The organism is Cupriavidus sp. HE11 (assembly GCF_056097175.1).
In genome coordinates this window covers 181,750-207,684 of sequence record NZ_CP184466.1, presented here as the reverse complement: position 1 = coordinate 207,684, position 25,935 = coordinate 181,750, and the positions used below count along the sequence as shown (strand labels likewise).

General features: G+C 61.7%; 26 protein-coding genes. 20 read left to right on the top strand and 6 right to left on the bottom strand.

Features of this window, described 5'->3' with window-relative positions:
* Positions 1-453: 453 nt before the first annotated feature.
* The 11 genes from ACOABP_RS28860 (at position 454) to ACOABP_RS28810 (ending at position 10,619) form a co-directional block, all read left to right on the top strand.
* Positions 454-933 carry a VOC family protein gene (locus tag ACOABP_RS28860; protein WP_474231196.1) on the top strand — a complete coding sequence of 160 codons (480 nt, stop codon included), beginning with the start codon at positions 454-456 and terminating at the stop codon, positions 931-933.
* Positions 930-2,150, top strand: coding sequence for an FAD binding domain-containing protein (locus tag ACOABP_RS28855; RefSeq protein ID WP_474231194.1), 1,221 nt, complete (start codon positions 930-932; stop codon positions 2,148-2,150). Before ACOABP_RS28860 ends, ACOABP_RS28855 begins: the two co-directional genes overlap by 4 nt.
* Positions 2,151-2,181: 31 nt before the next feature.
* The gene (locus ACOABP_RS28850; RefSeq protein ID WP_474231192.1) at positions 2,182-2,553 is read left to right on the top strand and encodes a DUF485 domain-containing protein; all 372 of its coding nucleotides are present in this window, start codon (positions 2,182-2,184) and stop codon (positions 2,551-2,553) included.
* Complete coding sequence (actP, locus tag ACOABP_RS28845) at positions 2,550-4,187, top strand: cation/acetate symporter ActP (RefSeq protein ID WP_474231191.1); 1,638 nt, start codon at positions 2,550-2,552, stop codon at positions 4,185-4,187. The genes ACOABP_RS28850 and actP overlap by 4 nt, the downstream gene beginning before the upstream one ends.
* Before the next feature lie 124 nt (positions 4,188-4,311).
* A complete protein-coding gene (locus tag ACOABP_RS28840) occupies positions 4,312-4,968 on the top strand; it encodes a TetR/AcrR family transcriptional regulator (RefSeq protein ID WP_474231190.1) in 657 nt (218 codons plus the stop codon).
* A 477-nt stretch (positions 4,969-5,445) separates the two neighbouring features.
* The gene (locus tag ACOABP_RS28835; protein ID WP_474231189.1) at positions 5,446-6,792 is read left to right on the top strand and encodes a 2-hydroxycarboxylate transporter family protein; all 1,347 of its coding nucleotides are present in this window, start codon (positions 5,446-5,448) and stop codon (positions 6,790-6,792) included.
* A 35-nt stretch (positions 6,793-6,827) separates the two neighbouring features.
* Entirely contained in the window at positions 6,828-7,019 is a 192-nt protein-coding gene (locus ACOABP_RS28830; RefSeq protein WP_474231188.1) for a hypothetical protein, read from the top strand.
* Positions 7,020-7,185: 166 nt separating this feature from the next.
* Entirely contained in the window at positions 7,186-8,172 is a 987-nt protein-coding gene (locus ACOABP_RS28825) for a Bug family tripartite tricarboxylate transporter substrate binding protein (protein ID WP_474231187.1), read from the top strand.
* A gap of 28 nt (positions 8,173-8,200) precedes the next feature.
* Positions 8,201-8,884 carry a 3-oxoacid CoA-transferase subunit A gene (locus ACOABP_RS28820; protein WP_474231186.1) on the top strand — a complete coding sequence of 228 codons (684 nt, stop codon included), beginning with the start codon at positions 8,201-8,203 and terminating at the stop codon, positions 8,882-8,884.
* A complete protein-coding gene (locus ACOABP_RS28815; RefSeq protein WP_474231184.1) occupies positions 8,874-9,578 on the top strand; it encodes a 3-oxoacid CoA-transferase subunit B in 705 nt (234 codons plus the stop codon). The genes ACOABP_RS28820 and ACOABP_RS28815 overlap by 11 nt, the downstream gene beginning before the upstream one ends.
* Before the next feature lie 39 nt (positions 9,579-9,617).
* A complete protein-coding gene (locus ACOABP_RS28810) occupies positions 9,618-10,619 on the top strand; it encodes a tripartite tricarboxylate transporter substrate binding protein (protein ID WP_474231183.1) in 1,002 nt (333 codons plus the stop codon).
* A 71-nt stretch (positions 10,620-10,690) separates the two neighbouring features.
* Here ACOABP_RS28810 and ACOABP_RS28805 read toward each other — a convergent pair whose 3' ends face one another.
* A complete protein-coding gene (locus ACOABP_RS28805; protein ID WP_474231182.1) occupies positions 10,691-11,200 on the bottom strand; it encodes a TerB family tellurite resistance protein in 510 nt (169 codons plus the stop codon).
* A gap of 336 nt (positions 11,201-11,536) precedes the next feature.
* Here ACOABP_RS28805 and ACOABP_RS28800 point away from each other — a divergent pair, with 336 nt between their 5' ends.
* The 3 genes from ACOABP_RS28800 to ACOABP_RS28790 all read left to right on the top strand — a co-directional run bounded on the left by ACOABP_RS28800 (position 11,537) and on the right by ACOABP_RS28790 (position 13,051).
* Positions 11,537-12,202: a response regulator transcription factor gene (locus ACOABP_RS28800; RefSeq protein ID WP_474231181.1), complete on the top strand. Its 666-nt coding sequence runs from the start codon at positions 11,537-11,539 to the stop codon at positions 12,200-12,202.
* 131 nt (positions 12,203-12,333) lie between these two features.
* Positions 12,334-12,717, top strand: a complete 384-nt coding sequence (locus ACOABP_RS28795) for a hypothetical protein (protein WP_474231180.1) — start codon at positions 12,334-12,336, stop codon at positions 12,715-12,717.
* A 67-nt stretch (positions 12,718-12,784) separates the two neighbouring features.
* Positions 12,785-13,051, top strand: a complete 267-nt coding sequence (locus ACOABP_RS28790) for a tripartite tricarboxylate transporter substrate-binding protein (RefSeq protein WP_474231178.1) — start codon at positions 12,785-12,787, stop codon at positions 13,049-13,051.
* Positions 13,052-13,153: 102 nt separating this feature from the next.
* Here the strand turns inward: ACOABP_RS28790 and ACOABP_RS28785 are convergent, their stop codons facing one another.
* The 3 genes from ACOABP_RS28785 to glsA form a co-directional block, all read right to left on the bottom strand.
* A complete protein-coding gene (locus tag ACOABP_RS28785) occupies positions 13,154-14,785 on the bottom strand; it encodes an AAA family ATPase (protein WP_474231177.1) in 1,632 nt (543 codons plus the stop codon).
* Between the two features lie 48 nt (positions 14,786-14,833).
* Positions 14,834-15,508, bottom strand: coding sequence for an alpha/beta hydrolase (locus ACOABP_RS28780; protein ID WP_474231176.1), 675 nt, complete (start codon positions 15,506-15,508; stop codon positions 14,834-14,836).
* Positions 15,509-15,968: 460 nt separating this feature from the next.
* On the bottom strand, positions 15,969-16,964 hold the full coding sequence (glsA, locus tag ACOABP_RS28775) for a glutaminase A (protein ID WP_474231175.1): 996 nt from the start codon (positions 16,962-16,964) through the stop codon (positions 15,969-15,971).
* Positions 16,965-17,153: 189 nt separating this feature from the next.
* Between glsA and ACOABP_RS28770 the strand changes: the two genes are divergently transcribed.
* The 5 genes from ACOABP_RS28770 (at position 17,154) to ACOABP_RS28750 (ending at position 23,159) form a co-directional block, all read left to right on the top strand.
* A complete protein-coding gene (locus ACOABP_RS28770; protein ID WP_474231174.1) occupies positions 17,154-17,372 on the top strand; it encodes a hypothetical protein in 219 nt (72 codons plus the stop codon).
* A 52-nt stretch (positions 17,373-17,424) separates the two neighbouring features.
* Complete coding sequence (locus tag ACOABP_RS28765; protein WP_474231173.1) at positions 17,425-18,792, top strand: hypothetical protein; 1,368 nt, start codon at positions 17,425-17,427, stop codon at positions 18,790-18,792.
* 607 nt (positions 18,793-19,399) lie between these two features.
* On the top strand, positions 19,400-20,785 hold the full coding sequence (locus ACOABP_RS28760; RefSeq protein ID WP_474231172.1) for a GntP family permease: 1,386 nt from the start codon (positions 19,400-19,402) through the stop codon (positions 20,783-20,785).
* A gap of 679 nt (positions 20,786-21,464) precedes the next feature.
* Positions 21,465-22,265 carry a YecA/YgfB family protein gene (locus tag ACOABP_RS28755; RefSeq protein WP_474231170.1) on the top strand — a complete coding sequence of 267 codons (801 nt, stop codon included), beginning with the start codon at positions 21,465-21,467 and terminating at the stop codon, positions 22,263-22,265.
* A 336-nt stretch (positions 22,266-22,601) separates the two neighbouring features.
* Complete coding sequence (locus ACOABP_RS28750; RefSeq protein ID WP_474231168.1) at positions 22,602-23,159, top strand: hypothetical protein; 558 nt, start codon at positions 22,602-22,604, stop codon at positions 23,157-23,159.
* Positions 23,160-23,572: 413 nt separating this feature from the next.
* Here ACOABP_RS28750 and ACOABP_RS28745 read toward each other — a convergent pair whose 3' ends face one another.
* Positions 23,573-24,124, bottom strand: a complete 552-nt coding sequence (locus ACOABP_RS28745) for an energy transducer TonB (protein WP_474231167.1) — start codon at positions 24,122-24,124, stop codon at positions 23,573-23,575.
* A gap of 277 nt (positions 24,125-24,401) precedes the next feature.
* Between ACOABP_RS28745 and ACOABP_RS28740 the strand changes: the two genes are divergently transcribed.
* A complete protein-coding gene (locus tag ACOABP_RS28740; protein WP_474231166.1) occupies positions 24,402-24,749 on the top strand; it encodes a hypothetical protein in 348 nt (115 codons plus the stop codon).
* 94 nt (positions 24,750-24,843) lie between these two features.
* Here the strand turns inward: ACOABP_RS28740 and ACOABP_RS28735 are convergent, their stop codons facing one another.
* Entirely contained in the window at positions 24,844-25,920 is a 1,077-nt protein-coding gene (locus tag ACOABP_RS28735) for a GlxA family transcriptional regulator (RefSeq protein ID WP_474231165.1), read from the bottom strand.
* Positions 25,921-25,935 lie beyond the last annotated feature (15 nt).

Here is a 25,935-nt window from a genome sequence, read left to right as displayed (position 1 = left end):
CCTGCGAGGTGCTGCCCTTGCGCGGCGGGCATGGGGGCATGCACTACGGCGCCGCGTTAATTGACATACACACAATTAAAGGTACGGATTTTTTGATACCCAGTCAAATAATGGTTTTCCCGCACTCAGGCAGCCCGGCGGTCGCAGGCAGAACGCCCTGGCCAAACCGCCCGCTCATCGCGACAGTCACGTCCATCTCAAGAGAGCGTCGCCTGCTCCGGGGCCACTGGCGCTGCCAACGGCCATCACATCGGAGGCCCTTAACACTGCTGCAACGTCCGCCGCTTTCAGCACGTTTAACCGCGTAAAGCGTGCCGCCCCCCTTTGCGACGCATCTGCCGATACCACCCTCTAGGGTAAATACCTAGCCTCCTGACACTTGGCTAACGCTTCTTCCGACACTACCATTTATCAACCGATCACTGATCGACTGATAATTTAATGGAGGCAGCCATGGCGATCACCAAGCTCGCACACTATTCAATCCGGACAACGGACCTCGAACGGTCGTGCGCATTCTATGAACGCATCCTGGGGTTCCGGCGCGGGTACCGGCCACCCTTCGATTTCCCCGGCGCGTGGCTCTACATGGGCGACGACGAACGGGAATTCGGCACGGTCCACATCATTGGCATCGACCCGAACAATCCCGCCGACCTGACGGCCTATCTGGGCGACAAGGCGCTGCCGGAAACGGGTACCGGCACCGTCGACCATATCGCCTTTGTGGCGACGGGTGTCGCTGCCATGTGGGAAACGCTGCGTGCCGAAGGCATCGCCTGGCGCGACCGCACTGTCCCCAGTCTGGGCCTGCACCAGGTGTTCATTGAAGACCCGTCCGGCGTCACCATCGAACTCAACTACCCCGCAGACGAAGTGGCAGGCCTGACCCCGCCGCAACACTCGCAAGCCGAAGCAGGAGCCACGGCATGACCGCAACCCAATCATCGCCACGCAAGGCCATCATCATCGGCGGCTCCGTCGGTGGGCTATTCGCCGCCAATCTTCTGTCGCGCAGCGGCTGGGAGGTGGAGGTTTTCGAGCGCACGCCCGAAGCCCTGACGGGCCGTGGCGCCGGCATTGTCACGCACCCGGAGCTGTTCGACGCGCTGGCGGCTGCCGGTGTGACCGTCGATGACAGTATTGGCGTATCCGTCAATACCCGCGTGACGCTGGCGCGCGACGGCAGCGCGGTGTCCAACCGCGAACTGCCGCAGACGCTCACCGCCTGGGGCAAGATGTACGAGGTACTCGGCAAGGCCTTCCCGGGAATCTATCGCACTGGCGCGCATGTGACGGCGGTGGCTTCGCATGCCGACTATGCAACGGTCACGCTGCAGGATGGCTCGATGCACCGCGCCGATATGGTGATCGCCGCCGACGGTTTTCGATCCGCGGTCCGAGAACAAGTGCTGCCGTCCTCACAGCTCGAGTACGCAGGCTATATCGCCTGGCGCGGTCTGGTCGACGAGGCCGGTCTGACGCCAGCCACGCATGCGGCGATCTTCGACAAATTCGCATTCTGCCTGCCGCCACACGAACAGATCCTCGGCTACCCGGTCGCTGGCGAGCACAACAGTACCGCGCCGGGCAGGCGTCGATTCAATTTCGTCTGGTATCGCGCCACTGGCGAAAGCGAACTGGCCGATCTGCTTACCGATGCCAACGGCAAATATTGGTCCACCGGCATTCCGCCGGGATTGATCCGTCCCGACGTCCTCGCCGAGATGGAAAGCGCTGCCTCTGACCTGCTTGCGCCCCAGTTTGCCGAAGTCGTGGCCCGGACTGGACACCCGCTCTTCCAACCGATCTATGACCTGACCGTCCCGCAGATGGCGTTTGGCCGGGTCGCGCTGCTGGGCGACGCTGCCTTTGTGGCCCGACCGCATTGCGGCATGGGTGTCACCAAGGCCGCTGGCGATGCCATGGCACTGGTGCGCGCCCTCTCGGATGCGCCGACGATCGAAATCGGCCTCGAAGCCTACAGCAGCGAACGTGTGCAAGTGGGCCAGGCAATCGTCGAGCACGCCCGCCATCTGGGTGCCTATATGCAGGCGCAACTGAAGAGCGACGAAGACCGCGCGATGGCCGAACGCTATCGGACGCCCGAAGCGGTCATGCGGGAAACCGCAGTCTCGCGCCAGTTCTGACCGCCAAGGACAACAACACAAGGAGACAACCATGCCTCAAGCCGCCCCCCAGACCACACCGTACAACACATACGAGGGTCCAGAGACTCTCGACGCGCCACTCGCACCAAACCCCATGTTGGGTCGCCGAGACTTCGAGCGCCTGCACAGCGCACGCCGGCGCTTCTCATGGTCACTGACTGCCGCCATGCTTCTGGTGTATTTCGGATTCATCCTGACGCTGGCCTTCCGTCCCGACTTGCTCGCCATGCGACTGGCAGCAGACCAGCCCATGAGTATCGGCATTCCCATCGGCTTCGGCATGTTCGCGTTCACCTTCGCGCTTGTCGCCATTTATGTGTATCGCACCAACACGGTCTATGACCGGATGATCGCGGACATCCGCAACGGAGAACCGTCATGAATCGCATGCTTGCCTTTGTTGCCGCACTTGCGGCGGCGACTCCCGCCCTGGCCGCCACCCCGCCGGTGGGCCAGGGCCTCAATGGCATCGCCATCGGCATGTTCGTCGTCTTCGTGGTGGCCACGCTGGCCATCACCCGCTGGGCGGCCCGCCGCAATAACAGCGTGGCCGACCACTACGCCGCCGGCGGCAAGATCACCGCCATGCAGAACGGCTGGGCGATTGCCGGCGACTACATGTCCGCCGCGTCGCTGCTGGGCATTTCGGCACTAGTGTTCACCAGCGGCTATGACGGCCTGATCTACTCGATCGGTTTCCTGGCAAGCTGGCCCATCATCCTGTTCCTGATTGCCGAGCCCTTGCGCAACCTGGGGCGCTACACGTTGGCCGACGTGCTGTCGTACCGGCTGCGACAACGGCCGATCCGTGCATTCTCGGCGTCGAGTTCCATCGTGATCGTGCTGCTGTACCTGGTGTCGCAGATGGTCGGTGCCGGCAAGCTCGTGGAACTGCTGTTCGGTTTCAACTACACCTCGGCCGTGGTGCTGGTTGGCGTACTGATGGTGGTCTATGTGTTCTTCGGCGGCATGCTTGCCACCACGTGGATCCAGATCATCAAGGCCGTGATGCTGCTGGCCGGCTGTGCGTTCATGGCGTTCATGGTGATGAGCCGCTTCGGCTTCAGCCTGAACAGCCTGTTCGACCATGCCATCGCCGCGCACGCCAAGCAGGAGGCGATCATGCGTCCGGGTGGACTGGTCTCCGACCCGGTCTCGGCGGTATCGCTCGGCCTGGCGCTGATCTTCGGCACAGCAGGCCTGCCGCATATCCTGATGCGCTTCTTTACGGTCAGCAACGTCCAGGCCGCGCGTAAAAGCGTCCTGTACGCCACCGGCATCGTCGGCATGGGCTACGCGATGATCATCATCATTGGCTTCGGCACGATTGCGCTGGTCACCAGGGATCCGCTTTACCACACCACTTCGGGTGCGGTGCTTGGTGGCGTCAACATGGTGGCCGTGCACCTGGCCCACGCCGTGGGCGGTAGCGTCTTCCTGGGGTTCATCTGCGCGGTAGCATTCTCGACGATCCTGGCCGTGGTGGCGGGCCTGACGCTGGCCGGATCTTCGGCCATCTCGCACGATCTGTACGCCACGGTGATCTGCAAGGGTCGTGCGTCGGACAAGGACGAGATGCGCGTGTCGCGCATCACCACGCTGGTGCTGGGCGTGTTGTCGATCCTGCTGGGCATCCTGTTCGAGAAGCAGACCATTGCATTCATCGTCAGCCTGACGTTCTCGATCGCCGCCAGCTCCAACTTCCCGGTGCTGCTGCTGTCGATCTACTGGCGCGGGCTGACCACGCGCGGCGCGGTCATGGGCGGCATGATGGGACTGATTACGGCCGTGGTACTGACGATCCTTAGCCCGACTGTATGGGTGCAGGTGCTGGGGCACGCCACGGCCATCTACCCGTACGAGTATCCGGCTCTGTTCTCGATGCTGGTGGCGTTCGCGGGCATCTACGTGTTCTCGGTGACCGACCGCTCGGCGCGCGGCGCGTGGGAACGCAATGCCTACCAGAACCAGCGCGTGGACTGCGAGCTGGGCATTACGGCCAAGTCCGGCCACTGACACACTGGCGGTCGACGTAGCTTCGAGGCGGCAGCCAGCGACATGTGGTGCCGCCTTTTCTTATTGATCGGGCGATTGGTAGAATCGGGCCATTATCCGAACAGTACGACCGAGAGAGACAGTCATGGAGCCACGCGCCACCGAAGACGCCGCCGCAAAATCCACTCGGCGCCTGTTGCCCGAGGAGCGGGAGCAGCAGATCGTCGAAAAGGCCATCGAGCATTTCACCCGCAATGGCTTCGGCGGCAGCACGCGTGAACTCGCCAAGCAGATTGGCGTGACGCAGCCCTTGCTCTATCGGTATTTCGCCAGCAAGGACGCGCTGATCGAGCGTGTCTACAACGAAGTCTTCCAGTGGCGGCCTGACTGGGACCGCCAGATCACGGACCGGTCACTGCCGCTGACCGAACGGCTGCACGCCTTCTACCTGGACTATTCGTCGGTGATCCTGCGCGAGGAATGGATCCGGCTGTTCATCTTCGCCGGCCTGACCCACGAGGGCATCAACAACAAGTACCTGAGCAAGCTGCGCACCAAGGTGTTTCTGCCGGTGCTTGCCGAAGTCAGGGAAGCCTTCGACATTCCTGCACCGCGCAGCACCGCCGAAACCGACGCAGAGATTGAAATGATCTGGAGCCTGCATGCCGCCATCTTCTATATCGGTGTGCGCAAATGGGTCTATGGCCTGAAAGTGCCGACGGACATGGACACCGTGATCCGGCAGAAGGTTGACATGTTCCTGCTCGGTGCGCCGGCCGCGATGGCCAAGATGCGCGGCTAGAGGCCGGGCACTCGCTACCGTGTACGCTCGCTTCCTCACGCAGGACGACGAACTGCTGGTGCACTTCGAATCCAGGCGCGTTCGATGCTCAAACGCTGCAATCGGATTGCCCGGGACCGATACGAGCCCACCATTGGCGTCCCGGCTGTCCTCCCCCGGGCGGCGGCGGCGTTTTCGAGTTTGCTGACGCGACTCTCGATTCACGCGCCTCCCGGACGCCGCTGACAAGATAGCCATAACCGTTGGATCCACCGGGGCATGAAGCGCCCGATACGCCGCATTATGACGACGGGCGGCCCGCCGACCCGGAATAGACACTGTCGCGACCACAACTGTGGTCCCGTCCGGCAGGACGGTTTGACTTTGATCACATTGGCTACCAAGATGGACAGCAAGCCGGTTGCTGTCGACTCCAACAGGCGGCCTGAGCTACCTGCCTGCGCTGCGCCGGTCCCTCGTCCCCGGAGAACGTCAGCCATGGAAGCCGAACCGGTCGTCACGCAAGCCAACGAAGCACCTCGGAACGAGAGATTCTGGCCTCATGGCTGGTGGCGCCTGATGGAAATTCGCATCGGCATCTTTCCGCTGCCGGTCTATATCCTGGCCGCCGCGCTGCTCGCTGTACTGATCTCCATCCACAAGCTCGCCAACGAGATCTCGCTGGTCATAGTCCTGTTTGCATTTTGCGGCTTTACGCTGGCTGAGATTGGCAAGCGCATCCCTCTCATCCGCGCCATCGGCGCGGCAGCCATCTTCGCCACATTCGTGCCGTCTGCGCTGGTGTACTACAAGCTCTTGCCTGACCAGGTGATCAAAGTCACAGCCGACTTTACCAAGGCAACGAATTTTCTGTACCTGTTCATCGCCTGCATCATCGTCGGCAGCATTCTTGGCATGGATCGCCATGTGCTGATCAAGGGCTTCCTGAAAATATTCGTGCCGCTGGCCGCGGGTTCCGTCGCGGCAGGCGCGGTCGGCACGCTTGTCGGCACCGCACTCGGCCTCGGTACCTCGCACACCTTCTTCTATATCGTCGTACCCATCATGGCCGGCGGCGTCGGCGAGGGGGCGATTCCGCTCTCCATTGGGTACAGCGAGATCCTTCACCAGGATCAGGGTCTGTTGTTCGCGACGGTGCTGCCGCCGGTGATGCTTGGCAGTCTGACCGCCATCATCTTGTCCGGCGCGCTGAACTACCTCGGCAAGCGCTACCCCACCTATACCGGCGAGGGCCGCCTGCAACCCGGCGAGCATGACGAGTTGGACGCGAACCAGAAGGAAATCACCGGGCACGTTGATGTGGACCACATCGCTGCGGCAGGCGTAACGGCGCTGACGCTCTATGTGGTCGGGATCATGTGCTATCGCCTCTTCGGTCTGCCGGCGCCGGTGGCGATGCTCTTCATCGCGGTACTGCTCAAGCTGACGCAGGCCGTGTCGCCGCCACTGCAGGAAGGTGCATTCGTTGTATACAAGTTCTTCTCGACGGCGGTCACCTACCCGTTGCTGTTCGCGATCGGCGTGTCGTTAACGCCTTGGGACAAGCTGATCGCCGCATTCAACCTGCCGACGATCATCACCATCGTCGCCACCGTGGCAACGCTGATGGCCGTTGGGGCCGTGGTGGGCACCTGGATGAAGATGTACCCGATCGACACCGCCATCGTAGCTGCCTGCCACAGCGGCCAGGGAGGAACAGGGGACGTGGCGATTCTTACCGCGGCCAACCGGATGACGCTGATGCCTTTTGCGCAGATCGCAACCCGCATTGGCGGCGCCGTCTCGGTCACGGTGGTGTTGCTCGTGCTGGCGCGGATGCAGTAAGAAGGACGCGCCAAGGCTTAAGGGAAGCCAGTCCGGTGCTGACCGGCGAGACGTGCGAAGGCTTCGAACACCACGATCATCATCGCCATGGCAGCGACATCACGGCAGAGCGGCGCCCTGCGCCCGCGCACATGGTGCCGACCGCCCTGCTCGTTGCACTCCCCCAGGAGCAGGACCTGTATCTGGACGGCTTCAAGACCATGAAGTCCGGCTCCGATCGTCCCTGACCTGCATTGCGCGCCGCCTTCCACGAACCCGAAGCCCAGTTTTGTGAATCATGAATTCCCTTGTCCGGGGCACGGGCCTATCGTAGATCGCGCATCACAATGTCAGAAAAACCGACGGCAAGCACCGCCGCAGCCAGGCAGGCCAGCGCCGCACAAGGAGACATGAATGACCAAGACGATGGGGATCCCCCGTCTGGCGGCCGCATGGGTGGCGGCCACGGCTTTCTCGATCGGCATGGCGGGCAGCGCGCAGGCGGCCTGGCCCGACCGGCCCATCCGGCTGATCGTGCCCACCGCGCCGGGCGGCACCACCGATATCGCGGCGCGGCTCGTGGGCAAGCGTATGAGCGAGATTCTGGGCCAGCCCATTGTGGTGGACAATCGCGCCGGTGGCGCCGGCATCATCGGATCGCAGGCGCTGCTGCAGGCGCCCGCCGACGGCTACACCATCATGATGGGCAATATCGGCCCGAACGCCATCAACTACGCCCTCTACCGGCAACTGCCATACAATCCGCAGGATTTCGCGCCAATCACCTTGGTGGTGTCGGTCCCCAATGTGCTGGTGGTCAACGCCAAGGTGCCCGCGCACAACGTGGCGGAACTGGTAGCGCTGGCCAAATCACAGCCCGGCCAGTTGTCGTTCGGTTCATCCGGTACGGGCCAGTCCGTGCACCTGTCTGGGGAGCTATTCCGGAAGCGCGCCGGTATCGACATTATCCACGTACCCTATAAAGGCGCGGCACCCGCCGTGGCGGATCTGGTGGCGGGCCAGGTGACCATGATGGTCGATAACCTGCCCAGCTCGCTGCCGCATATCCAGGCCGGCAAGCTGCGTGCACTGGCCGTGACCAGCGCCGCGCGCGTGGCCGAACTGCCCGACGTGCCCACCATGAAGGAAGCGGGCTTCGACGACTTCCAGGTCACCGCATGGTTTGGGCTGGTCGCCCGTGCCGGCACGCCGCCGGCGGTGATTGCCCAGTTGCACAAGGCCGCCGCGACGGCGCTGGCCGAGCCGCAGGTCAAGTCGCGGCTGGCCGAGCTGGGCGGTCAGGCGGGTGGCGACACGCCCGAACACTTTGGCCAGTTCATCGACCAGGAACGCCAGCGCTGGGCGCGCGTGGTCAAGGACACCGGCATTCCGCAGCAATAAGCCGTCAACGGCAGCCTCAGGAGATTTCATGATCGACAAGATCGTCCCGTCGCTGGAAGCGGCGGTGACAGGCATTGGCGATGGCGCCACGGTGCTGGTCAGCGGCTTCGGTGGCTCGGGCATTCCCGGCGCCCTGCTCGACGCCCTGCTCGCGCACGGCGCGCGCGATCTCACCATCGTCAACAACAACGCCGGCAACGGCGACACTGGCATTGCCGCGCTGATTCGCGCGGGCCGCGTGCGCAAGGTCATCTGCTCGCACCCGCGGTCGAACAATGCGGAAGCCTTTATCGAAGCGTATCGCGCGGGCAAGGTGGCGCTGGAATGCGTGCCGCAGGGCACGCTGGTGGAACGCATGCGCGCCGCTGGCGCCGGGCTGGGCCCCTTCTTCACGCCCACCGCCTACGGCACGGCGCTGGCCGAGGGCAAGGAGACCCGCGTGATCGACGGCACCGGCTACGTGCTGGAACAACCGCTGCATGGCGACTTCGCGCTGGTCAAGGCGCACCGCGCCGATCGGTGGGGCAACCTGACCTATCGCTACGCGGGCCGTAATTTCGGGCCGGTGATGTGCTCGACCGCGCGCCACACCATCGTCCAGGTGGACGATATCGTGCCGTTGGGGGAAATGCCGCCGCAGCACGTGATGACGCCGGGCATCTTCGTCCAGGCCGTGGTGCTGGCCAACCCGGGAGTTCAGCATGCCGCATGACGCCTTCATCCGTGCCGGCGCGCTGCCGCGCCTGTCGCGCATGCAGATCGCCCGTATCGTTGCGCACGACATCCCCGACGGCAGCGTGGTCAACCTTGGTATCGGCATGCCCACGCTGGTGTCTGACCAGTTGCCCACCGGCCGCGAGATCGTGCTGCACAGCGAGAACGGCATCCTCGGCATGGGCCCGGTCATTCGCGATGGCACAACCGACCCCGATCTGATCAACGCCAGCAAAGAGCCCATCGGCCTGCTGGCCGGCGCCTCGATCTCCGACCACGCGATGTCGTTCGCGATGATGCGCGGCGGCCATATCGACATCACGGTACTGGGAGGCTTCCAGGTATCGGCCGGCGGCGACCTTGCCAACTGGTCGACCGGCGGGCCCGATGCCATTCCCGCCGTGGGCGGCGCGATGGACCTCGTCGTGGGTGCCGCGAAGCTGTACGTAATGATGGAACACGTGACTCGTGACGGACAGCCGAAGATCGTGGCGGACTGCAGCTATCCGCTGACCGGCCTGGGCGTGGTGGATCGCATCTACACGGACCTGGCCGTGATCGACGTGCAGCCCGGTCGCGGCTTGATGGTGACCGGACTGGTCGAGGGCGTTTCGTTCGAGACTGTCCAGGCCTTGTCCGCGGCGCCATTGACGCTGGCCAGTGATCATCGCGTGCTGCGGACAGGCCGCTGACACGGCCGCCGACGCAGCCACTCACCGAGGGGAGACACCATGACAACAAGAACCATTGGCAAGCCGCGCGCCACGGCAGCCATCATGCTCGGCGCACTGCTGGCGGCGGCGGTGGCCGCGCCGCACATCGCACACGCCGCCGACGCATGGCCGGCCAAGCCGATCCAGCTACTGATTCCCTATCCCCCCGGCGGCAGTGCCGACCTGCTGGCGCGCCCGCTGGGCGCGAAGCTGCAAGAACGGTTGGGGCAACCGATCGTGCTCGACTACCGTCCCGGGGCCGGCGGCACGATTGCCTCACAAACCTTGGCACGGAGCAAACCGGACGGCTATACGCTGATCATGGTGCTCGCCGCCCACGCCATCAATCCCAGCCTGTATCCGAAGCTGCCGTACGACACACGCAAGGATTTCGCACCGGTTTCTCTGGTAGCCAACCTCCCGCTGATCCTGGCCAGCAGCCAGTCATTGCAGGCACGCAACGTGGCCGAATTGATTGCGCAGGCCAAGGCCACGCCAGGCAAGATCACGTTCGGCTCTGCCGGCAATGGCAATACGGGACACCTGGCCGGTGAACTGTTCGATTCCATGACCGGTGTGAAGATGACGCACGTGCCTTACAAGGGCAGCGCGCAAGTGGTCAATGCCATGCTGGCGGGCGATATCCAGCTGACGTTCGACAGTATTTCCACGTCGATGCCGCAGATCCGCGCGGGCAAGATGCGCGCGCTGGCCGTGACCAGCGCCAAACGTGCGGCCATGGCACCGGACGTGCCCACCCTGGCCGAAGCCGGCGTTCCCGGCTTTGATATCAACGGGTGGTACGCCATCCTGGCGCCGGCCGGCACGCCGCGCGACATCGTCGACAAGCTCAGCGGCGAGATTGCCGCCGTGCTGGCCCAGCCCGATCTGCGCGCACAGATCGCAGCCAATGGCTATGAGCCCGTGGGTTCGACGCCGTCGGCGCTCGGCGCCCACATCGAGGCAGAACTCGTCCGCTGGAACAAAGTGGTGACCGGCGCGGGGGTCAAGCTGGAGTAATCAGGCTGGCATCCGCCGCGCGAGACCGGGCCGACCTGCTGGCCGGTCACAGGTCTTCGAGCGAGAATTTTCTATCGACGCGGCAATTCCGGGGGGATCCCCCGATACCAGGCGAGCTCCAGGCGAGCCTGGAATTTCGCCATGACCTGTGCGGGTGGACGCGATGTGCCAGCATCATTCGCTGGTTCAACTACTGCTGTCGGCAGCGCGTAGCTGAGCCGGGCAGTCGGACTGGAGATGCGATCCCGCGCCGCCAGAGGCCAGTGCGTCATAACGGCGCCCAGCATTGCCATTTCGCCGTCGGCCCAGTGATCATCAGCGTTCACCACGTCTCGACGGACGCGCAGCAGTAGGTGCTGCAGCCGTACGTCGTCAATCTCGGCCATGAGCGCGGCATAGACGGATTCGGGCACCGGTGTCCATGCGTGCCCGGCCTGCAATGAGCCCAGCACATAGTCCTCGCAAAGGGTCTGCACGATACCGCGGAACTCCATCGGTGCGAGTCCCAACTCGTATGCGATTTCGGTGTTCTCGAGGATGTCGTCTTCGGCGGAAGATATGTTTCCATCCGCGATCAGCATCAGGGCGACGATTCGCGCTGCGGCCTGAGGGCTATTGCGTGGGTAGTTCCGCAATCGCGCATTACGCAACCCTCAAAGGCCAATGGGCGCAAGCCTCCAGGACCTTTGCACGGGCCTTTGCGGACTATGACGCTGCACTCGGCGATCTGATCCAGCGGATGGCGCCAGGGAGAGACGAACCACGAAGGAAAGTAGATGCCCCAACGTCTGCTCGTCGAAAGGCATTTCACAAGTCGTGTTGAAACTTTTCGTTCCACCTAATGACCGCTTGTGGACGTAGGCAGCGCTCGGTAATGTGGCGAAGAGTCAACCTCAATTTCCAAGAGGGTACGCGCAATGACCGGGACTGTGATTGTTGTGGACGACGATGAAAGCATCCGCAAGGCCTTAGGGCGGCTGCTGCTTGCAAAAGGATTCGCATCGAAGACTTTCGGCTCGGCCGAAGAGTGTCGGGTTGCCCTTGAAGGCATCCGCGGCCCAACCTGCGTAATCGCCGAACTGATCCTGCCAGGCATCAGTGGTCACGAGTTGCTGAAGCTATTGCCATCGCACGTGCCCTTCATTATGTTGACGGCCTGTGCAGATGTGAGGCAAACGGTTGAGACGATGGCGGCCGGCGCCATCGACCTTCTTGAAAAGCCAGTGGCCGAGGACCGCCTCATCGCGGCGGTAATTCGTGCGCTGGAGTTGGCCACCCGACGCGGTATGGAGTGGACCATCAAGGCGGCACTCGATGCAAAGGTGCAACGGCTGACAAATCGCGAGCGAGAGGTGATGGCGATGGTCACGACCGGACTTCGAAATAAGGAGGTCGCCAACTTCCTCGGTATCGTCGAGAAAACCGTGAAGGTCCATCGCGCCCACATCATGGACAAGCTGGAAATCGACTCGCTCGCAGAACTTGTGCGTTGCGCCGATAAGCTGGGGATGACATACATTCCACCTGCAACAGGTCGGAATGCGAGTGCCCGGAGCATCCTGGAGGTTGGTTCAATAAATTGACGGGCACGTCTTCTCTGTTACGCGTTGGGGAACACTCCCCATTCTTCGGCGCGTCTTTCTACCGAAGCGCGGTTTTTCCGACTTCCACAATCCTGATTGTACTGATTCGTCATACCTGCCAAGGAGTCGCCTTGCGGTCCACCAAATCTGATCAAGAGTGCGCAGAAACGTTGTATGCCTTGCTCAAAGGCGGAGAATGCTTCACCCGCAAGGAAATCGTTGAAAGAAACTTGCTATCCAACCACGATTTTGGAAGAGCCCGAAAAGTACTAGCCGGGGCAGGAATGCTTCAGCATGTCCATAAATCTGGATATACGCTGTCCATACATGTACTAGGCGGTCCGCCTGAAGCGTTTCTGCGTGGCTTGTCGCCTACGGAGGACGAATTCGACGCGCTTTTGTCTGTATGGAAAATCGAGCCGCTCAAAACCGCTGTCGGGACGAGCAGCCGCATTAATAGAAGATTTTCACGAGACGAGCAGTCGGAGGCCAGCGAACCGATATCCGTGATGTGAGACCGGAAGCCTTCGATCGTCTCGCCTCCTCGGCGGCGCGGAGTGACTTCCATTGAGTTGAATCGCCATGACTCCGCCGAATACCAGGCCGGCGCAGGCGGCACGCTCGGGGAAGCTCATCTTCGCCAGTTCGGGCAACGGCACGCCGGGGCACCTGGCTGGCGAATTGCTCAAACGGCTGGCCAATATCGACATTCGCCACGTGTCCTGCAAAGGCAGTGCCCCTGCCGTGGCCGACGTGGTGGCCGGCCACGTGGACCTACTTTGGCGGCGCACGTTCGCCGGCTCTGCCCAACGTCCCCAGCATCCGCGATGCGGGCGTCAAGGGCCGTGAAGACTCGCTGGCGGGCGCCTTCTTTATCACCGCGCCACGCAACGTGCCGCCTGATGTGCTGGCGAAGCTGCGTCAACAGTTGTCGTCGGTGAAACTCCCGCGTCATCCGATTGAGCCAATCGCGCGGAACTGAGCGCACAGCCTGAACACATCTTCGGATAGCGCCGTCTGCTTCGCCTTGCCATAGCGGGTGGCGAGTTTCATCAGCTCCTTGATGTCGCGCCCGCTCGCTTTTGGGTAGGCTGCGGTCAATACGTCTACCAGTTTGTCGTCCAGTTCCGCACCGCACTGGTCGGCCTGCAGGCGCCACAGGCGCGCCGCATCTTCCCTGCCCGGCGTCTCGTACTGGATGGTGGCAATGCAGCGCGACAGGATTGCATCGTCGACGTCGCCGGTTCGGTTAGTGGTCATGAACAACAGCCCGCTGAAATACTCCAGCGTGCGCAGGAACTCGGCAACGATAGCGTTATGCTCCAGATCGTTGCCACGGCGGCGAATGTAGACATCGGCCTCATCCAGCAGCAGCACCGCATTCCAGCGCATCGCCCGACGCAGTATCTCCATGAGGCTCGCGCCGACCGATGCGGCGGTCGTACCCAACTGTCCGGAATGCACGCGATAAAGCGGCTTGCCGACGATTTCTGCATACACCTCCGCAGTCAACGTCTTGCCAAGTCCGGGCGCCCCCTGGCAGAGGATGGTCGTGCCGCCCGATTTGCCCGGAACGACATCCTGGACCAGGACGTTCATGTGCGAGGTCAGAATGTCGATCAGGTCGCGGTGGTGGTCCGGCAGCACCAGCTTGTCGCGCAGTTCCGGCCGGTACCGGTATTCGCTCAGGTGTTGCACATGCACCCAGATGTTCCGGTGCCATTCCAGATGGAACAAGTGTACGTAGCCGTGTAGCGGCAGCTTTTCAAAGCCGGTGGCAACGCCGGCTCTGCGCCAGAACTCGGCGTCGCATGTCACTTCGAAACGGCGCTCGAGCCGTTCCTCATCGTTGATGCAGCGAGCCGCCACGCCGTCGCCAAGACGCGCCAGCGCTACGGTACCCTTCCCTTCGACGGTGAAGGCGGCCCCCGTGGCGATGTACTGTGCGCCGAAGCTGCGCTGGTAGCGCACAAAGCGTTGCGCATGCCGTTCGTATTCCTGCCGGAATTCGGCGCACTCCTTGAAGAAGCCGAAGTCGGCGAGAAGCTGTGGGATGGTCCGGTCAACGATCTCGTCACGCGTAACGATGATCGAAGTCGTCATGCCCGCCCTGCGCCGTGCGGAATCGGTCAGCTCCGAATTGGCCGACAGCATCGTGTTCGCCAACAGGTCGATGGCAACGTAGGGCATGCCCTGCTCGGGCTCTACGTGACGAATGCGCTGGACCAACCACGGCAGCAGGATGCCATCGCGGCTGCGCTGATACAGCCAGCCGTCCATGACGTCGCGCGACAGGTAGGCGACAAGCCCTGCCACCAGCAAATCCAGGCTGGGAATGGTGCGCGCCTGCGGCGCGTTGTAGATGTTATCCAGCGCAAGCATCTGGAAGAGAAGTTCGCGCTCGTTCTGCGCCTTGCTCAGCGTGTAGAGCGAATTCAGCGACTGGGCGTCAAACAGGCTGACTGACACTGACATGCTGCCATGACAGATGCCGTGCGCCTTGAGCTGCCGGGCCAGCGCAGACTCGGCCTGGACCATTGCAAGTAGCGGGTGGATCAGGGACTGCGGAATCTCGAGATTCATGGGTTGCACTCCGTTAGCGGCGAATCCCAGGGCTCACACAACGGAGCGCTATGCCAGGAAAAAGCGGATGGCCTCGGTCACAATTGGCGGCTGTACCGCATGCATGCCGTTGAATTCGACATACTCGACGTCGTAGCCGGCAGCCTTTAGCTTGGCGGCGTTGGTGCGGCCGCTAGTCTGCACGGGCAATTGCTCGTCAGCCAGCCCATGCGCGATGAAGACCTTTGGCGAGCCCTCCTGCGTGAATACGGACATGAACCCACCGGAGAAAGCGATGACGTGGCTGGCAATATCGCCGTTGGTGATACCGATCGACAGCGCGTAGCTCGCACCGTCCGAAAAGCCCGCGAACGCCAGTCGATCATGGCGAATCCGATAACGATCCGAAACCGCGACAAGCGCCTGCTGCAATCGCTGCAGGTCAGGCCCGCTACCGCCAATGACAATGTCCCAGGTGGGAAAGGTCGAATGCGGCGCCAGCACCAGGAAGCCATGCGCGTCCGCGTGCGGCTCGATGAAGGGCAACACCTTTTCCGGAAAGCCGCCGGCGCCGTGAAACATGACCAGCAATGGCACCGGCGTCGGGCCAAGCCCTGCTGGTACGTACAGGACAGCATCGCGCTCATCGGCAATTCCAAGCGGGTGACGGCCCGGCGGCAACGGGGGTTGTGACGGCTCGGCGTGCGTAAAAGTCATCCGGCCTAGCAGAGAAGGATCGAACATGACGGAGGCGACGCATCATTGTTTTGGTGATATGTAATATATCACCAATCTTGTGCATCGGATCATATCCAACCAATGTCCTGACGGACCTCATCGACGCGCCGCTGAAGGCTTGATCCGCTTGTCCCGTCGCAGCATTGCAGGTCGACTTTTACCACCTAATGTGCAGCATGCATCTCGTGACGCCGATCAGGTCAGATTTATAGTGGCCGGCTTAAAAGATAAGCGTCGGGAGTCCCGCTGGCAGGCGATCCAAAGCAGTCCGCGTCCGAAAGCGATGAGTCGATATGGGATTCGTCGCATATGCGTGCGGATTACAAGCAAACCATCATCAGCCGCGCTCTTACGTTTCATTTCTCAGGCAGCGCTTGGATCCAGCACAGCCATCCCATATTCCAGCTCCGATGGCCGAGAAGAGTCGCCAAGCGACCGCCAAATGTTGACTCGCCCAGCAGTACTATCAGCGCGCCGCAGGCTCGGAAATGAACAAGTTCAGACCCAAGTGCTCGGACAGGAACCGCATGACAAGCTGACCACGCACACTGTTGCCGGCGGCATCCAGTGGGGGTGAATATGTCGCCACTGCGCCTTTGCCGGGTGCGATCGTCAGGATGCCCCCACTGACGCCGCTCTTGCCTGGCAGGCCCACATCGTACAGCCAGCTCCCGGAGCGCTCGTACAGACCCGCTGTCGCCATGACCGCCAGTGCACGCTGACATGTCGAGGCCCTGACGACCTGCTCGCCCGTCACCGGATGGACGCCCCCGCTGGCCAGGGTAGCACCCATCAGCGCAAGGTCACGCGCACTGACCAGCAGCGCACATTGCCGCGTGTAGATGTCCACAGCCTCATCCGGATCACAATATAGTCGGCCATGCCCGCGCAGGAGGTGCGCCAAGCCCGCGTTGCGTTGGTTGGTGGCTGCTTCAGAGGCGTAAACGCGCTCATCGCATTCCAGTTCCCGCCCAGCGAAGCGAGACAACCCCTGGCGAACCTGATCCCAGCGCTCCTCGGCGTCAGTGCCTGGCACCAGGCTTGTCGCGGCAATCGCTCCGGCGTTGACAAGGGGATTACTGGTGCCATCGGCGCGCAGTTCCATCGCCATGATGGAGTTGAAGGGCAGGCCGGTAGCATCTACGCCAAGCCGCGCCGCGGCCTCGTCGGCGCCAAGTGCGTCGCATACCAGTGCGAATACGAAAGGCTTGGACACGCTCTGGATCGAAAACGGCTGTGCCGCGTCGCCGATCATGAACGTGTCCCCCCGCGTGTTGGCAACGCAGACGCCGAAGGCGGAGGCATCCGCCTCGGCCAGCGCCGGGATGTAGTCGGCCAGCTTGCCACCGGCTTCATCGCGGAAGCGCTCGTACGCCGCTTCGACCAGCGACCGGACCGCGTCGTGCCCGGGCAGGTTGCCAGTGGAAACAAAGGGGGGTGTCAGCGCGGTCGACGAGGCCATATTTGATTCCCTCCTTCCAGTTCAAACCAACAAGCCGATCCAGAGCTCACGAATCGCGCTGGAGAACCTGTCCGAAATCTCGGGCAAGTCATATCTCGGATACGCCCCTTCGGGGCCTTCCTGAATCTCATTATTGGAGGCCCGAAAAGCAAACAGTGAGTACTTTCGAAGGGATTAGCCCAAGGTCCAATGGCAGGAAACGGAACGGGCCGCGATATCGAGATCGTGCAAAGGGCCAACGGCGAAGACCTGAAAGGCGGCTGGCCCAGTATCGAGGACGGCGAGGTGACAGTGTCCGTGGCGACACCTGGCGACCTTGCCGCAGGTGCCGTGCTCTGCGTGCGCCTTGCTTATGTCGACCCACTGGGACGCGCCAGCACGATCGTGCTCATCGATGCGCCTGAATGATCTTGTGTCTGCCGCTTCGGCGGCGTGACTTGCCTGGAAGGGAGACTGAACGATGTCCATCCTGCAAAGTGCCCTCAACGGCCGCCTCGGCTCGGGGGCCGCCTATTTTTTCACTGGCGATCACTTCGTCGCCTTCGACTGGACGCGACCGACCTTCAGCGCCGGATCGACTTTCAATGGGCGAGCCGTCGGTGGCCCATACCCGGTGGCCGATACGTGGAGCCTGACGCTCGACATGCAGCTGGCGGGCTTTTCCTCTTCGTTCGACGCCTGCCTGAGTAGTCCGCCCGGCGGCGCGCCCGGCTATGCCGTCGGACAGATGTACCTGTTCAAGAACAATCGCTACGCCAGGTACGCTTACGATGACGCGGCCGTACGCATGCCCGGATCGACAGGCACGGTGGCGTCCTGGAATCTTGGCGCAACCTTCGACACAGGCGTGCATGGCGCGATGAACGGCAAGTTGTCGCGAACGGGCTACGCGTACTTCTTTAAGAACGCGTCCTATTCCCGCTACTCATGGATCGCCGACCGGGCCGACGCCGACTACCCCAAGCCGATCTCTAGCCTCGCCAATATGCCCAACGAGTTCTGGGGCGGCGTCGATGCGGCAATCGACGGCGATGGCGGCTTTGCCGACTACGGCTATCTGTTCACCGGCGACCGCTACTGCCGCTTCAACTGGAACCAGGTAAAGGTTGATAACGGGCCGCTGCCGGTTTGGCAGAACTGGCCCGGCGTCCTGGAACTGCTGCTGGCAGCGCAGGCCAAAGTGGTGGCGCTTGCCTGGATCGGCGACACGGCCAACCAGCCTGCCGCCTATGTGTCGCAGCTCCGGACGGACATTCCCTCGCCCTTCAATACCGCGTTGATGGAAACAGCGCTCGCGACCCATTTTCATATCCCGCCATCGATGCCGATGGCGGCGCGCCTCGCCAATATCGCGCGGATTGCAAGCCGCATCGGCGAGGTCGCTGCCACACTGGCCCATCTGGATCAGCACGTCGTCTTCCACGATGACGGGGAAGTCCGGGACAACAATCCGGGCTACGTGGAGGCCGATGGCAGTCCAAAATTCCGGGCCTACTCAAGCTTGGGCGGTCAAATCTGCCTCACATCGCGCTTCTTCCGCATGTGCCCCGACGAGTTCGTGGCGGCAGCGGTCCTGATTCACGAATCGATTCACTACCTCGACGCAGGCGCTGATATCGAACACGACAGCCCGGAATGGTACGTGACAGGGCAAGCGCCCCTGCAGGTAGAGCGGCCCGATCACACCATGGTCACCGTCACCTACTACGACCAGTTGTCGGCGGAAGATGCACTCCACAATCCGTCGAGCTTCAACGCGTTCTGCCAGCACGTTCACTTCGGCAACGACAGACGGTTGGGGCTGGAAATCCCAAGGCCCGGATACTAGGCGCACAAGTGCCCCATCTCAAAGTTAATGGGAAGCCCAACCTATACAGATCAAGGGGTTGCTGAGCGCCGTCGCAAACTATCTGACGCGGCCTTCCCGATCGACGAGGAATCCAAGGCCCTTCTCAGCGCAATCGCCGGACGGAAGTCGTTCTCTCAGCGGCCAGGCGCGGGCGTTCAGCTCGCTACGCAATGGAAAGGTATGGCTCCGCCGCCCTCTGCAGGCGCGCCGCCGTGTGACTTGCCAGACCGTGACGTTCGGTACCGCGCGCCAAGCCAGGGCATCCCTGCGGCCGTTCGCCGGAGCGGCGGCCGCTCCCGCGTGGCTCCGGTTTTGGACTGGCGGGCCGGCGTGCCGTCACTGACGAGGCACGCTTCGCTCTCAGCCGAGTGAATTCGGGGCGACACAGCCTCCATTCGCAGTAGACTGGCCGAATCACCGAATGCTGTCGCACCTCAAAAACGTGTCGTGGGGCGCCATGAACTCTTCCGTGCATGGTGGCATCCACCTGAAAGGCGGCTTGTCTGGGAGTCCTATGAGGCGAACGTTCCACGCGAATGACAATGGAACGATAATAGATACCTTTGCTGTCTCGCCTTAAAACCTCATGACGCCCCTGGATCTACAACTGTTGCTGACCGCCCTGGTCAGCGTGCTCGCGCTCGTCGCCCTTATCGTGTCACGGATCAAGATGCACCCGCTATTGGCGCTGCTCATCGTTTCCGTTGGCGTTGGTTTCGCGACGGGCATGGCCCCGGAAAGCATCGCCAGGCATCTGGTAGATGGCGCAGGCAAAACGCTCGGCGCGGTGGGTGTCGTGATTGCGCTCGGTGCGATGCTCGGCAAAATCCTTGCCGATGCGGGGACCACCGAGCAGATTGCCGATGCGATTCTGAAGCGTGCCTCCGATCGGATGATCCCGTGGGCGATGACGTTGGTGGCCTTTGTGGTCGGGATTCCGATGTTCTTCGAGGTCGGGCTGGTGGTGATGCTACCGCTGATCTTCAGTGTTGCCCGCAAACTCGAGGACAAGGGCCGCTTCAAGGGTTCGGCCTACGTCTATGTGGGCGTCCCGGTCATTTCCGCGCTGGCCGCGATGCATGGCATGGTGCCGCCCCACCCGGGTCCGCTGACGGCCATTGCCAGTCTGAAGACGTCCGTGGGCCCCACGATGTTGTACGGCTTTCTCGCGGCGATTCCCGCCATGGTTCTGGGCGGCCCACTCTACGGCGCCTTCATGTCACCACGCATGAGCACTCGGCCCGATCAAGCCCTGCTGGACCAGTTCACCCTCACGGAGAAAGCGGAGGCTGGCCCGCAGCCCGGCGTTGGGACCGGCGTGCTCGCAGCATTGCTGCCCGCGATCCTGATGCTCTTGCATGCCATTGCCGAGACGGTGCTGCCCAAGGGGAGTGCCGCGCTGCACGTGGCAAGTTTCCTCGGCAATCCGTTGATCGCCATGTTGGTAGGCGTGCTGTTCGCGATCGTGGCGCTGGTGATCTCTCGCGGCGGCGATGCGGAGAAACTGCGGAGCGCGCTGGGCAACAGCCTCAAGCCCATTGCCTCGATCATCATGATCATCGCGGGCGGCGGCGCGTTCCAGCAAATGCTCACCAGCGCCAAGGTGGGCGATGCCATCGTGCATCTGACGCAGCAACTCGCGTTTCCGCCGCTGGTCCTGGGCTGGCTGATCGCGATGCTGCTATCGGTCTCGACGGGGTCGGCCACCGTGGGCATCGTCGGCGCGGCGGGCCTGCTGGCACCGCTGGCCGGCAGCGATCCGAGCCTCAACCTGCCGTTGCTGGCATTGTCGATCGGCTGCGGATCACTGTTCTTCAACTACGCCAATCACGCGGGGTTCTGGATGGTCAAGGAATCGTTCGGCATGACCATGAGCGAAGCGACCAAGACCATCTCGGTGGTCCAGTCAATCGTTGCAGTCGTGGGACTGATTATGGTGCTGATCTTCAATGCGACGATTCCCGTGCATTGAATGACGGGCGGCGGACGGGACCGGTGGGCAGTTCCGCGACCTGGTCGAGCAGGCAAAGACACTGCCAGAGGCACGCATGCAGCTCGATGCACATCTTTCAGGCCTGTTGGAGGGATGAGTACAGTGAGCTTCGCCATGGCCCCGAAGGGCCGCACCGGCATCGCGTACTGCCCGCCGGCGAATTTCGCCCTGAACAGCGAGAACGCGCGAGACATGATCCTCAAAATCCCGACATGCAGATGAGGCCGGCCATCAATAGGACTCTGATCATGTTGTTGCTTCTTCTAGTGGATTGAAAGGAAAACCACCCGATGACGGTTGCGTTCACGGCGGAGGCGCTACTCGTCTGCCAAGTTCGAGGGCCAGCGCGTCGGCCGCGTGCATCGCGGTATCGAGCGAGTGGGCCCGGCAATAGTTGTCGACCCAGAGGGACAGGGATTCGTTGTCGTTTCCACGTAGAAGATCGACGTCCGTGGCGCCCGCCACGCCGGATAGGTATCCCACGAGCCAAAAAACGGTGGTTGATGGCGACCAAACTGTTCGGGATCTCCCGCTCCTTTACGCAGTCCCCGCACGACGGCGCGTCCCGAACAACGACGTCGGCGTGGGTGAGCGAACCGCTATACTTCGCGGCGATGCGTCCAGCGCATCCCCACCCCTCAACGCGAGAACCTGCCCTATGACCGAAGCCACCGCCCTGACGCCCGACGAACTCCAGGAGCTTGACGATCTGCTGGACGACCTGCGCCAGCGCGCTGAGGAAATCCCGCAATGGGAGTTCTGCGACGGCTTTCTCACGGCCCTGGTCTGCACGCGCCGCCGCATCCCCGCTGCTGACTACCTGCCCATGCTGCTGGGCGACGGCGCGGCGATCGACGTGGCCGAGGGCAGCCCGCTGCCGTTGCTGCCCGCGTTCCATGAAGCGGCCCAGCAGACCCGCTTCATGGACCTGTGGCAGCGCAGATGGAACGAGGTGGAACACCAGCTCGACCAGCCCGTGGAGACGCTGGAGGACGAACACGCCTTCTATCCCGAGGCCATGGACATGCGCGGCGCCATCTTGAGCCTGCCCGAGGAAGATCGCGCCGAGATAGACGGGCGGGAAATTCCGTCGTTTGGCCAGGTGTGGGCGCTGGGCTTCATGTTCGCGGTCGAGAACTGGCCCGAGGAATGGGCCGCCCCGCGCGACAAGGAGGCCGCCCAGTGGCTGGACGACGCACTCGATAGCATCGTCGCCCTGACAGAGAACGACACCGGTCAGCCCGAGGTTTGTATGTACAGCGAAGATGGCCCGCCCAGCACCAGCCAGGCGCGCTTGGAAACCTTCGGCGAGGCAATCTGGGCTGTCTACGACCTGCGCCAGATCTGGAAGAGCCTGGGCCCGCGCGTGGAGGCCGTGGTGAAGGGCGACCAGCCCGGCCGCAACGACCCGTGCCCTTGCGGCAGCGGCAAGAAGTTCAAGAAGTGCCACGGACAATAAGGGCAGCGCTTTCTCGCAGGGGCCGTGTCCGGCCAGTAACCGCCCTTCGACGATCGGGACACGAAAGGCAGCTTCTGGGGCCATTAATGAGCGTTCTAGAGCGGCACTACCCACATATCGATTTCGATTCGGCCTAAAGCGACGGTCTAGCAATACTTGCGAGATTTCGTAGGTTACAGCCTTGATCTGTGGGAAACGCTAACCGTCTCCTGGAACAGCGAAGAACCCTTAGTTTCGCGCCCCCCTCCTTGGTGGGATTATGCGCCCGCGGCGAGTGGTCGATATCCCGATTGGGCCTCCTCCGTTTTGGCCATCAACCCACATCCAAGGACTAAAATGAAGCAAAGCAAGACCGCCCTGACTGCTGCAATCCTCTTCGGCGCCGCTGTTCTCCTCGCAGGCTGCGAAACAACCAATAGCATCCCCTATAAGGCGTCCGCATCGAACGTAATCGCGATTCAGACGAACCTGCAGCCCAAGAAGGTCAGCGTGGCTGATGTCGGCTTGGCGAACGGCGTAGATGAAAGCCCGCTGTGCCGCTTGAATGGTCCCGTGAAGGTCGCCCCGGGCAAGTCGCCGTCCCAGTACATCAAGGACGCCTTCCAGGAAGAACTCCTGATGGCTCAAGCATATGACATCAAGGGTGCTGCGATCGAAGGCCGCATCGAAGAACTGAGCTTCAGCTCGGTGTCGCCGGCATACTGGCAGATCAAAATGGCTGTCAAGTCAGCGACTGACAAGGGTTACACCGTGTCGGTCAAGTATCCGTTCGAAACGAGCTGGACAGCCCGCGGCGCGTGCAAGAACGTCGCCGACGCGTTCGGCCCTGCCGTTCAGGAACTGCTGAAGCAGGTCGTCACGAACCCGGGCTTCCCATCGCTGGCAGGCAAGTAAGACTGACGCGACTCAAGAAAAAGCGGCCAGTGGCCGCTTTATTTCGTCTGGCCGAATACAGCCGAGATCAACGACAATGGCCCGCTGTCCGTCTGCGCGAACCTATCATCAAGGCTCGCCGAAAGAGATGGCAAGACGTCCCATGACTCACCCTGAATGCAGCGTGCTTTCCGAGAAAAGCAACAACACGGACAGGCCGCCATCCATTTCGCGATAGGCAGCTTTTGGTTTTCCATGGCTTTATGCTGGACGCGGACGAGCGTGTTGGCGACCATATGCGCCCAACTCTAGATCGCTTTACGCATAGGGATTCAAAACTACGTGGGAAAGTCGCTCAGGCGCCGAACCCTCGCCCGCTCTGCAATGCTTGAACGACTCAGAAGGGTCGGTCAGAGCCGGCCGGCCAGCGCAGATCAATCCTTGGGACTGAATGTCATCATGAGATTTTCCGGCATCCTGCCGCTCTCGTCGCGCGGCAGCGGAACAGATCGCTCGATTGCGCCTATCACGGCTTTGTCCCCGACAGCATTCCCACTCGACTTCGTTAGTCGTAGCGACAGCAGCGTGCCGTCCTGCCCCAACGGCGTGGATGCCATGGTGCCCGGATTGCCTGCCAAAGCCCCGTCGAAAAGGAGGTTGGCTGCTACGCGGCGACGTACACGATCCGAGTAGCCGAGCGATTCCATGCCACCGTGCTGGCCCGGCGCAACACCATTCGCCAGCGCCTGCAAGCGGGCGAGCTCGGAGCGACGCTGCGCATTGGCGGCCGAATCGCCATCCGACCGCGCGCAGACGGCCTGCGCGATCTGGTCGCCGACAGTATCTGGATATATGGTCGTTTCGTTTTGGGCGTATATCGGAATCTCCGCGCCATCGACCCGATTTTCCTTGTTGTCAAAAAATGCGACTGACTTCAAGCGTATCGAATATGCCCTGCAATTGATCTCTTGTGCCGTAGTGATCATTGCATATCGTTTGCCTTTAGGCGATTTTCAAGATTTTGTCTCCCGTATAAAAACGGTGCGATCAATTCGGCTTGCGAGTACGCGCCCGGTGCTCCAGATTCTGCCAGGCGAATTCCGATGTCATAAATGCCAACTGATGGCCACAAGTGTCCTCCTAATGTCCCTAATATGCGCTATGCGCCTTCACGCGGACATAGTTAAATTTAGGCCACAGCGTCATACACGTGCTCGCCCGCTATCAACCAGAATCTGGCGAGAAATTCAACATGAAAAATGGATGAGAAAAGCAATGAAGAGGTACTTCGCCCCGTTTGCCGTTGGGGTCGCGGCTTTGGTTTGTCACACGGTCCCGGCGACCGCGGAGGTCGTTGCAATGGTCCAGCGTCCGCCGCTGCATCTTGCCCTTACCGACGAGTGTCATGACAAGGGACTTTGCAGGGTCATTATTTCTGAACCCGCTCGTCATAACGAAGCGTGGACGGGATGGTATCGAACCGAACCCATGAAGGACGACGACGGAAACATCGCAATCATGATCATGGATGAGGACAATGCGCACTGGCTCGTACCCCTCAAGGACATAAGCCATCCTGAGAATCGCACTCTCCCGCTCGCATCTCAGTGACCACTTCGGAGCTCCAAACCTCGTCGCCCCGCGGTCGGCGGTGGAGCTCCAGCTTCCGAACCGTTGCATTCCTGTCCACGAACACAGACTAGTGTCAGCCCGTACGCCGTGAAAGCTCGTTGGCACGCCATCGGCGCGCTTCAGGGCGCAGCCGCTGTGAGCTTCGGTAGTCAGACGGGCTTACTTCGGCGTACGCGCGAAAGGCCCGGCGAAATGCTCGGAGGTCGCTGTATCCGCAAACATTGGCGATCTCCAGCATGCCTTGGTGGGAAGTGATGAGCAGGAGTTTGGCACGTTCAATACGCAGCATCATGAGATGCTCGTGTGGCGTTATCTTCGCATATCGCTCGAAATGCCGCAGCAGTGTACGTCGAGTTGTGGAAGTTGCATGTGCGATGTCATCCAGCGTAACTCGTTGATGCAAGTTCTCGCGCATCCATTGAGATGCTTTGTGAACGATGCTATCGGTCAGATCGACGGTAATTCCGCTGTCCACTATATCTGCCATAGTGTGAAGCATACCAACGTCTGGCACGGCGATTTTCGCAACGCGCTTCGCCAACTCAGCCGCGCCGAGCTCTGTTAGCAAGTTGAGCGTCAGCGAAGTCTGATAAGTAGGTACCCGCCCGCACAGGACTCGTCCGTCAAGACTAAAATTTTCGTCGCAGTCAACGATGACTTTGGGAAACGACTCCGCAAACCAGGCGTAGAGGTGCAGGGGGACAACCGCGCGCTTGTTATCCATGATGCCGGCGGCTGCCGCCAGGCAAACACTCGATCCACTTGCCACGATGATTGCCCCTTCGTCGTAGCGTCGACGGATGAGGGCCTTTGCATCATTCATTGAACCAATCGCATCGCTGAGCATAGCGAGATTGCTGGCGCGGACAGGCGGAATTACCAAGGCGACACCGGCGGTCTCCTTGCCCGCAACATCGGTTCTTTCATCGCATTCAGCGTCGTAAGCACTGTATCGACCCTCGCCTAAAACGGGATCGACTAACGTAAACGGCTTGCCAAGCGCATCTACGGTTCTCCATCCAAATGGAGAAGTCTCGATATCTCCAGAGAGATTTCGAGCCATCCTATTGGCAAGGCTGATGATTTCAATCGTAGCGAACATCGCACTTGCCATGGATTGCGGCTGCAATAGCAAGTCAATCTGCTTCATGTGGCGTGAAAAGGT

Bases quoted from the DNA above. Each gene is read 5' to 3' on its own strand.
- ACOABP_RS28785 (WP_474231177.1), bottom strand. From the start codon at position 14,785: ATGAATCTCGAGATTCCGCAGTCCCTGATCCACCCGCTACTTGCAATG.
- ACOABP_RS28770 (WP_474231174.1), top strand. From the start codon at position 17,154: ATGGCAGGAAACGGAACGGGCCGCGATATCGAGATCGTGCAAAGGGCC.
- ACOABP_RS28790 (WP_474231178.1), top strand. From the start codon at position 12,785: ATGACTCCGCCGAATACCAGGCCGGCGCAGGCGGCACGCTCGGGGAAG.
- ACOABP_RS28855 (WP_474231194.1), top strand. From the start codon at position 930: ATGACCGCAACCCAATCATCGCCACGCAAGGCCATCATCATCGGCGGC.
- ACOABP_RS28740 (WP_474231166.1), top strand. From the start codon at position 24,402: ATGAGAAAAGCAATGAAGAGGTACTTCGCCCCGTTTGCCGTTGGGGTC.
- ACOABP_RS28760 (WP_474231172.1), top strand. From the start codon at position 19,400: ATGACGCCCCTGGATCTACAACTGTTGCTGACCGCCCTGGTCAGCGTG.
- ACOABP_RS28755 (WP_474231170.1), top strand. From the start codon at position 21,465: ATGACCGAAGCCACCGCCCTGACGCCCGACGAACTCCAGGAGCTTGAC.
- ACOABP_RS28800 (WP_474231181.1), top strand. From the start codon at position 11,537: ATGACCGGGACTGTGATTGTTGTGGACGACGATGAAAGCATCCGCAAG.
- ACOABP_RS28860 (WP_474231196.1), top strand. From the start codon at position 454: ATGGCGATCACCAAGCTCGCACACTATTCAATCCGGACAACGGACCTC.
- ACOABP_RS28835 (WP_474231189.1), top strand. From the start codon at position 5,446: ATGGAAGCCGAACCGGTCGTCACGCAAGCCAACGAAGCACCTCGGAAC.
- ACOABP_RS28735 (WP_474231165.1), bottom strand. From the start codon at position 25,920: ATGAAGCAGATTGACTTGCTATTGCAGCCGCAATCCATGGCAAGTGCG.
- glsA (WP_474231175.1), bottom strand. From the start codon at position 16,964: ATGGCCTCGTCGACCGCGCTGACACCCCCCTTTGTTTCCACTGGCAAC.
- ACOABP_RS28850 (WP_474231192.1), top strand. From the start codon at position 2,182: ATGCCTCAAGCCGCCCCCCAGACCACACCGTACAACACATACGAGGGT.
- ACOABP_RS28825 (WP_474231187.1), top strand. From the start codon at position 7,186: ATGACCAAGACGATGGGGATCCCCCGTCTGGCGGCCGCATGGGTGGCG.
- ACOABP_RS28815 (WP_474231184.1), top strand. From the start codon at position 8,874: ATGCCGCATGACGCCTTCATCCGTGCCGGCGCGCTGCCGCGCCTGTCG.
- ACOABP_RS28805 (WP_474231182.1), bottom strand. From the start codon at position 11,200: ATGCTGATCGCGGATGGAAACATATCTTCCGCCGAAGACGACATCCTC.
- ACOABP_RS28745 (WP_474231167.1), bottom strand. From the start codon at position 24,124: ATGATCACTACGGCACAAGAGATCAATTGCAGGGCATATTCGATACGC.
- ACOABP_RS28780 (WP_474231176.1), bottom strand. From the start codon at position 15,508: ATGTTCGATCCTTCTCTGCTAGGCCGGATGACTTTTACGCACGCCGAG.
- ACOABP_RS28820 (WP_474231186.1), top strand. From the start codon at position 8,201: ATGATCGACAAGATCGTCCCGTCGCTGGAAGCGGCGGTGACAGGCATT.
- actP (WP_474231191.1), top strand. From the start codon at position 2,550: ATGAATCGCATGCTTGCCTTTGTTGCCGCACTTGCGGCGGCGACTCCC.
- ACOABP_RS28750 (WP_474231168.1), top strand. From the start codon at position 22,602: ATGAAGCAAAGCAAGACCGCCCTGACTGCTGCAATCCTCTTCGGCGCC.
- ACOABP_RS28765 (WP_474231173.1), top strand. From the start codon at position 17,425: ATGTCCATCCTGCAAAGTGCCCTCAACGGCCGCCTCGGCTCGGGGGCC.
- ACOABP_RS28810 (WP_474231183.1), top strand. From the start codon at position 9,618: ATGACAACAAGAACCATTGGCAAGCCGCGCGCCACGGCAGCCATCATG.
- ACOABP_RS28840 (WP_474231190.1), top strand. From the start codon at position 4,312: ATGGAGCCACGCGCCACCGAAGACGCCGCCGCAAAATCCACTCGGCGC.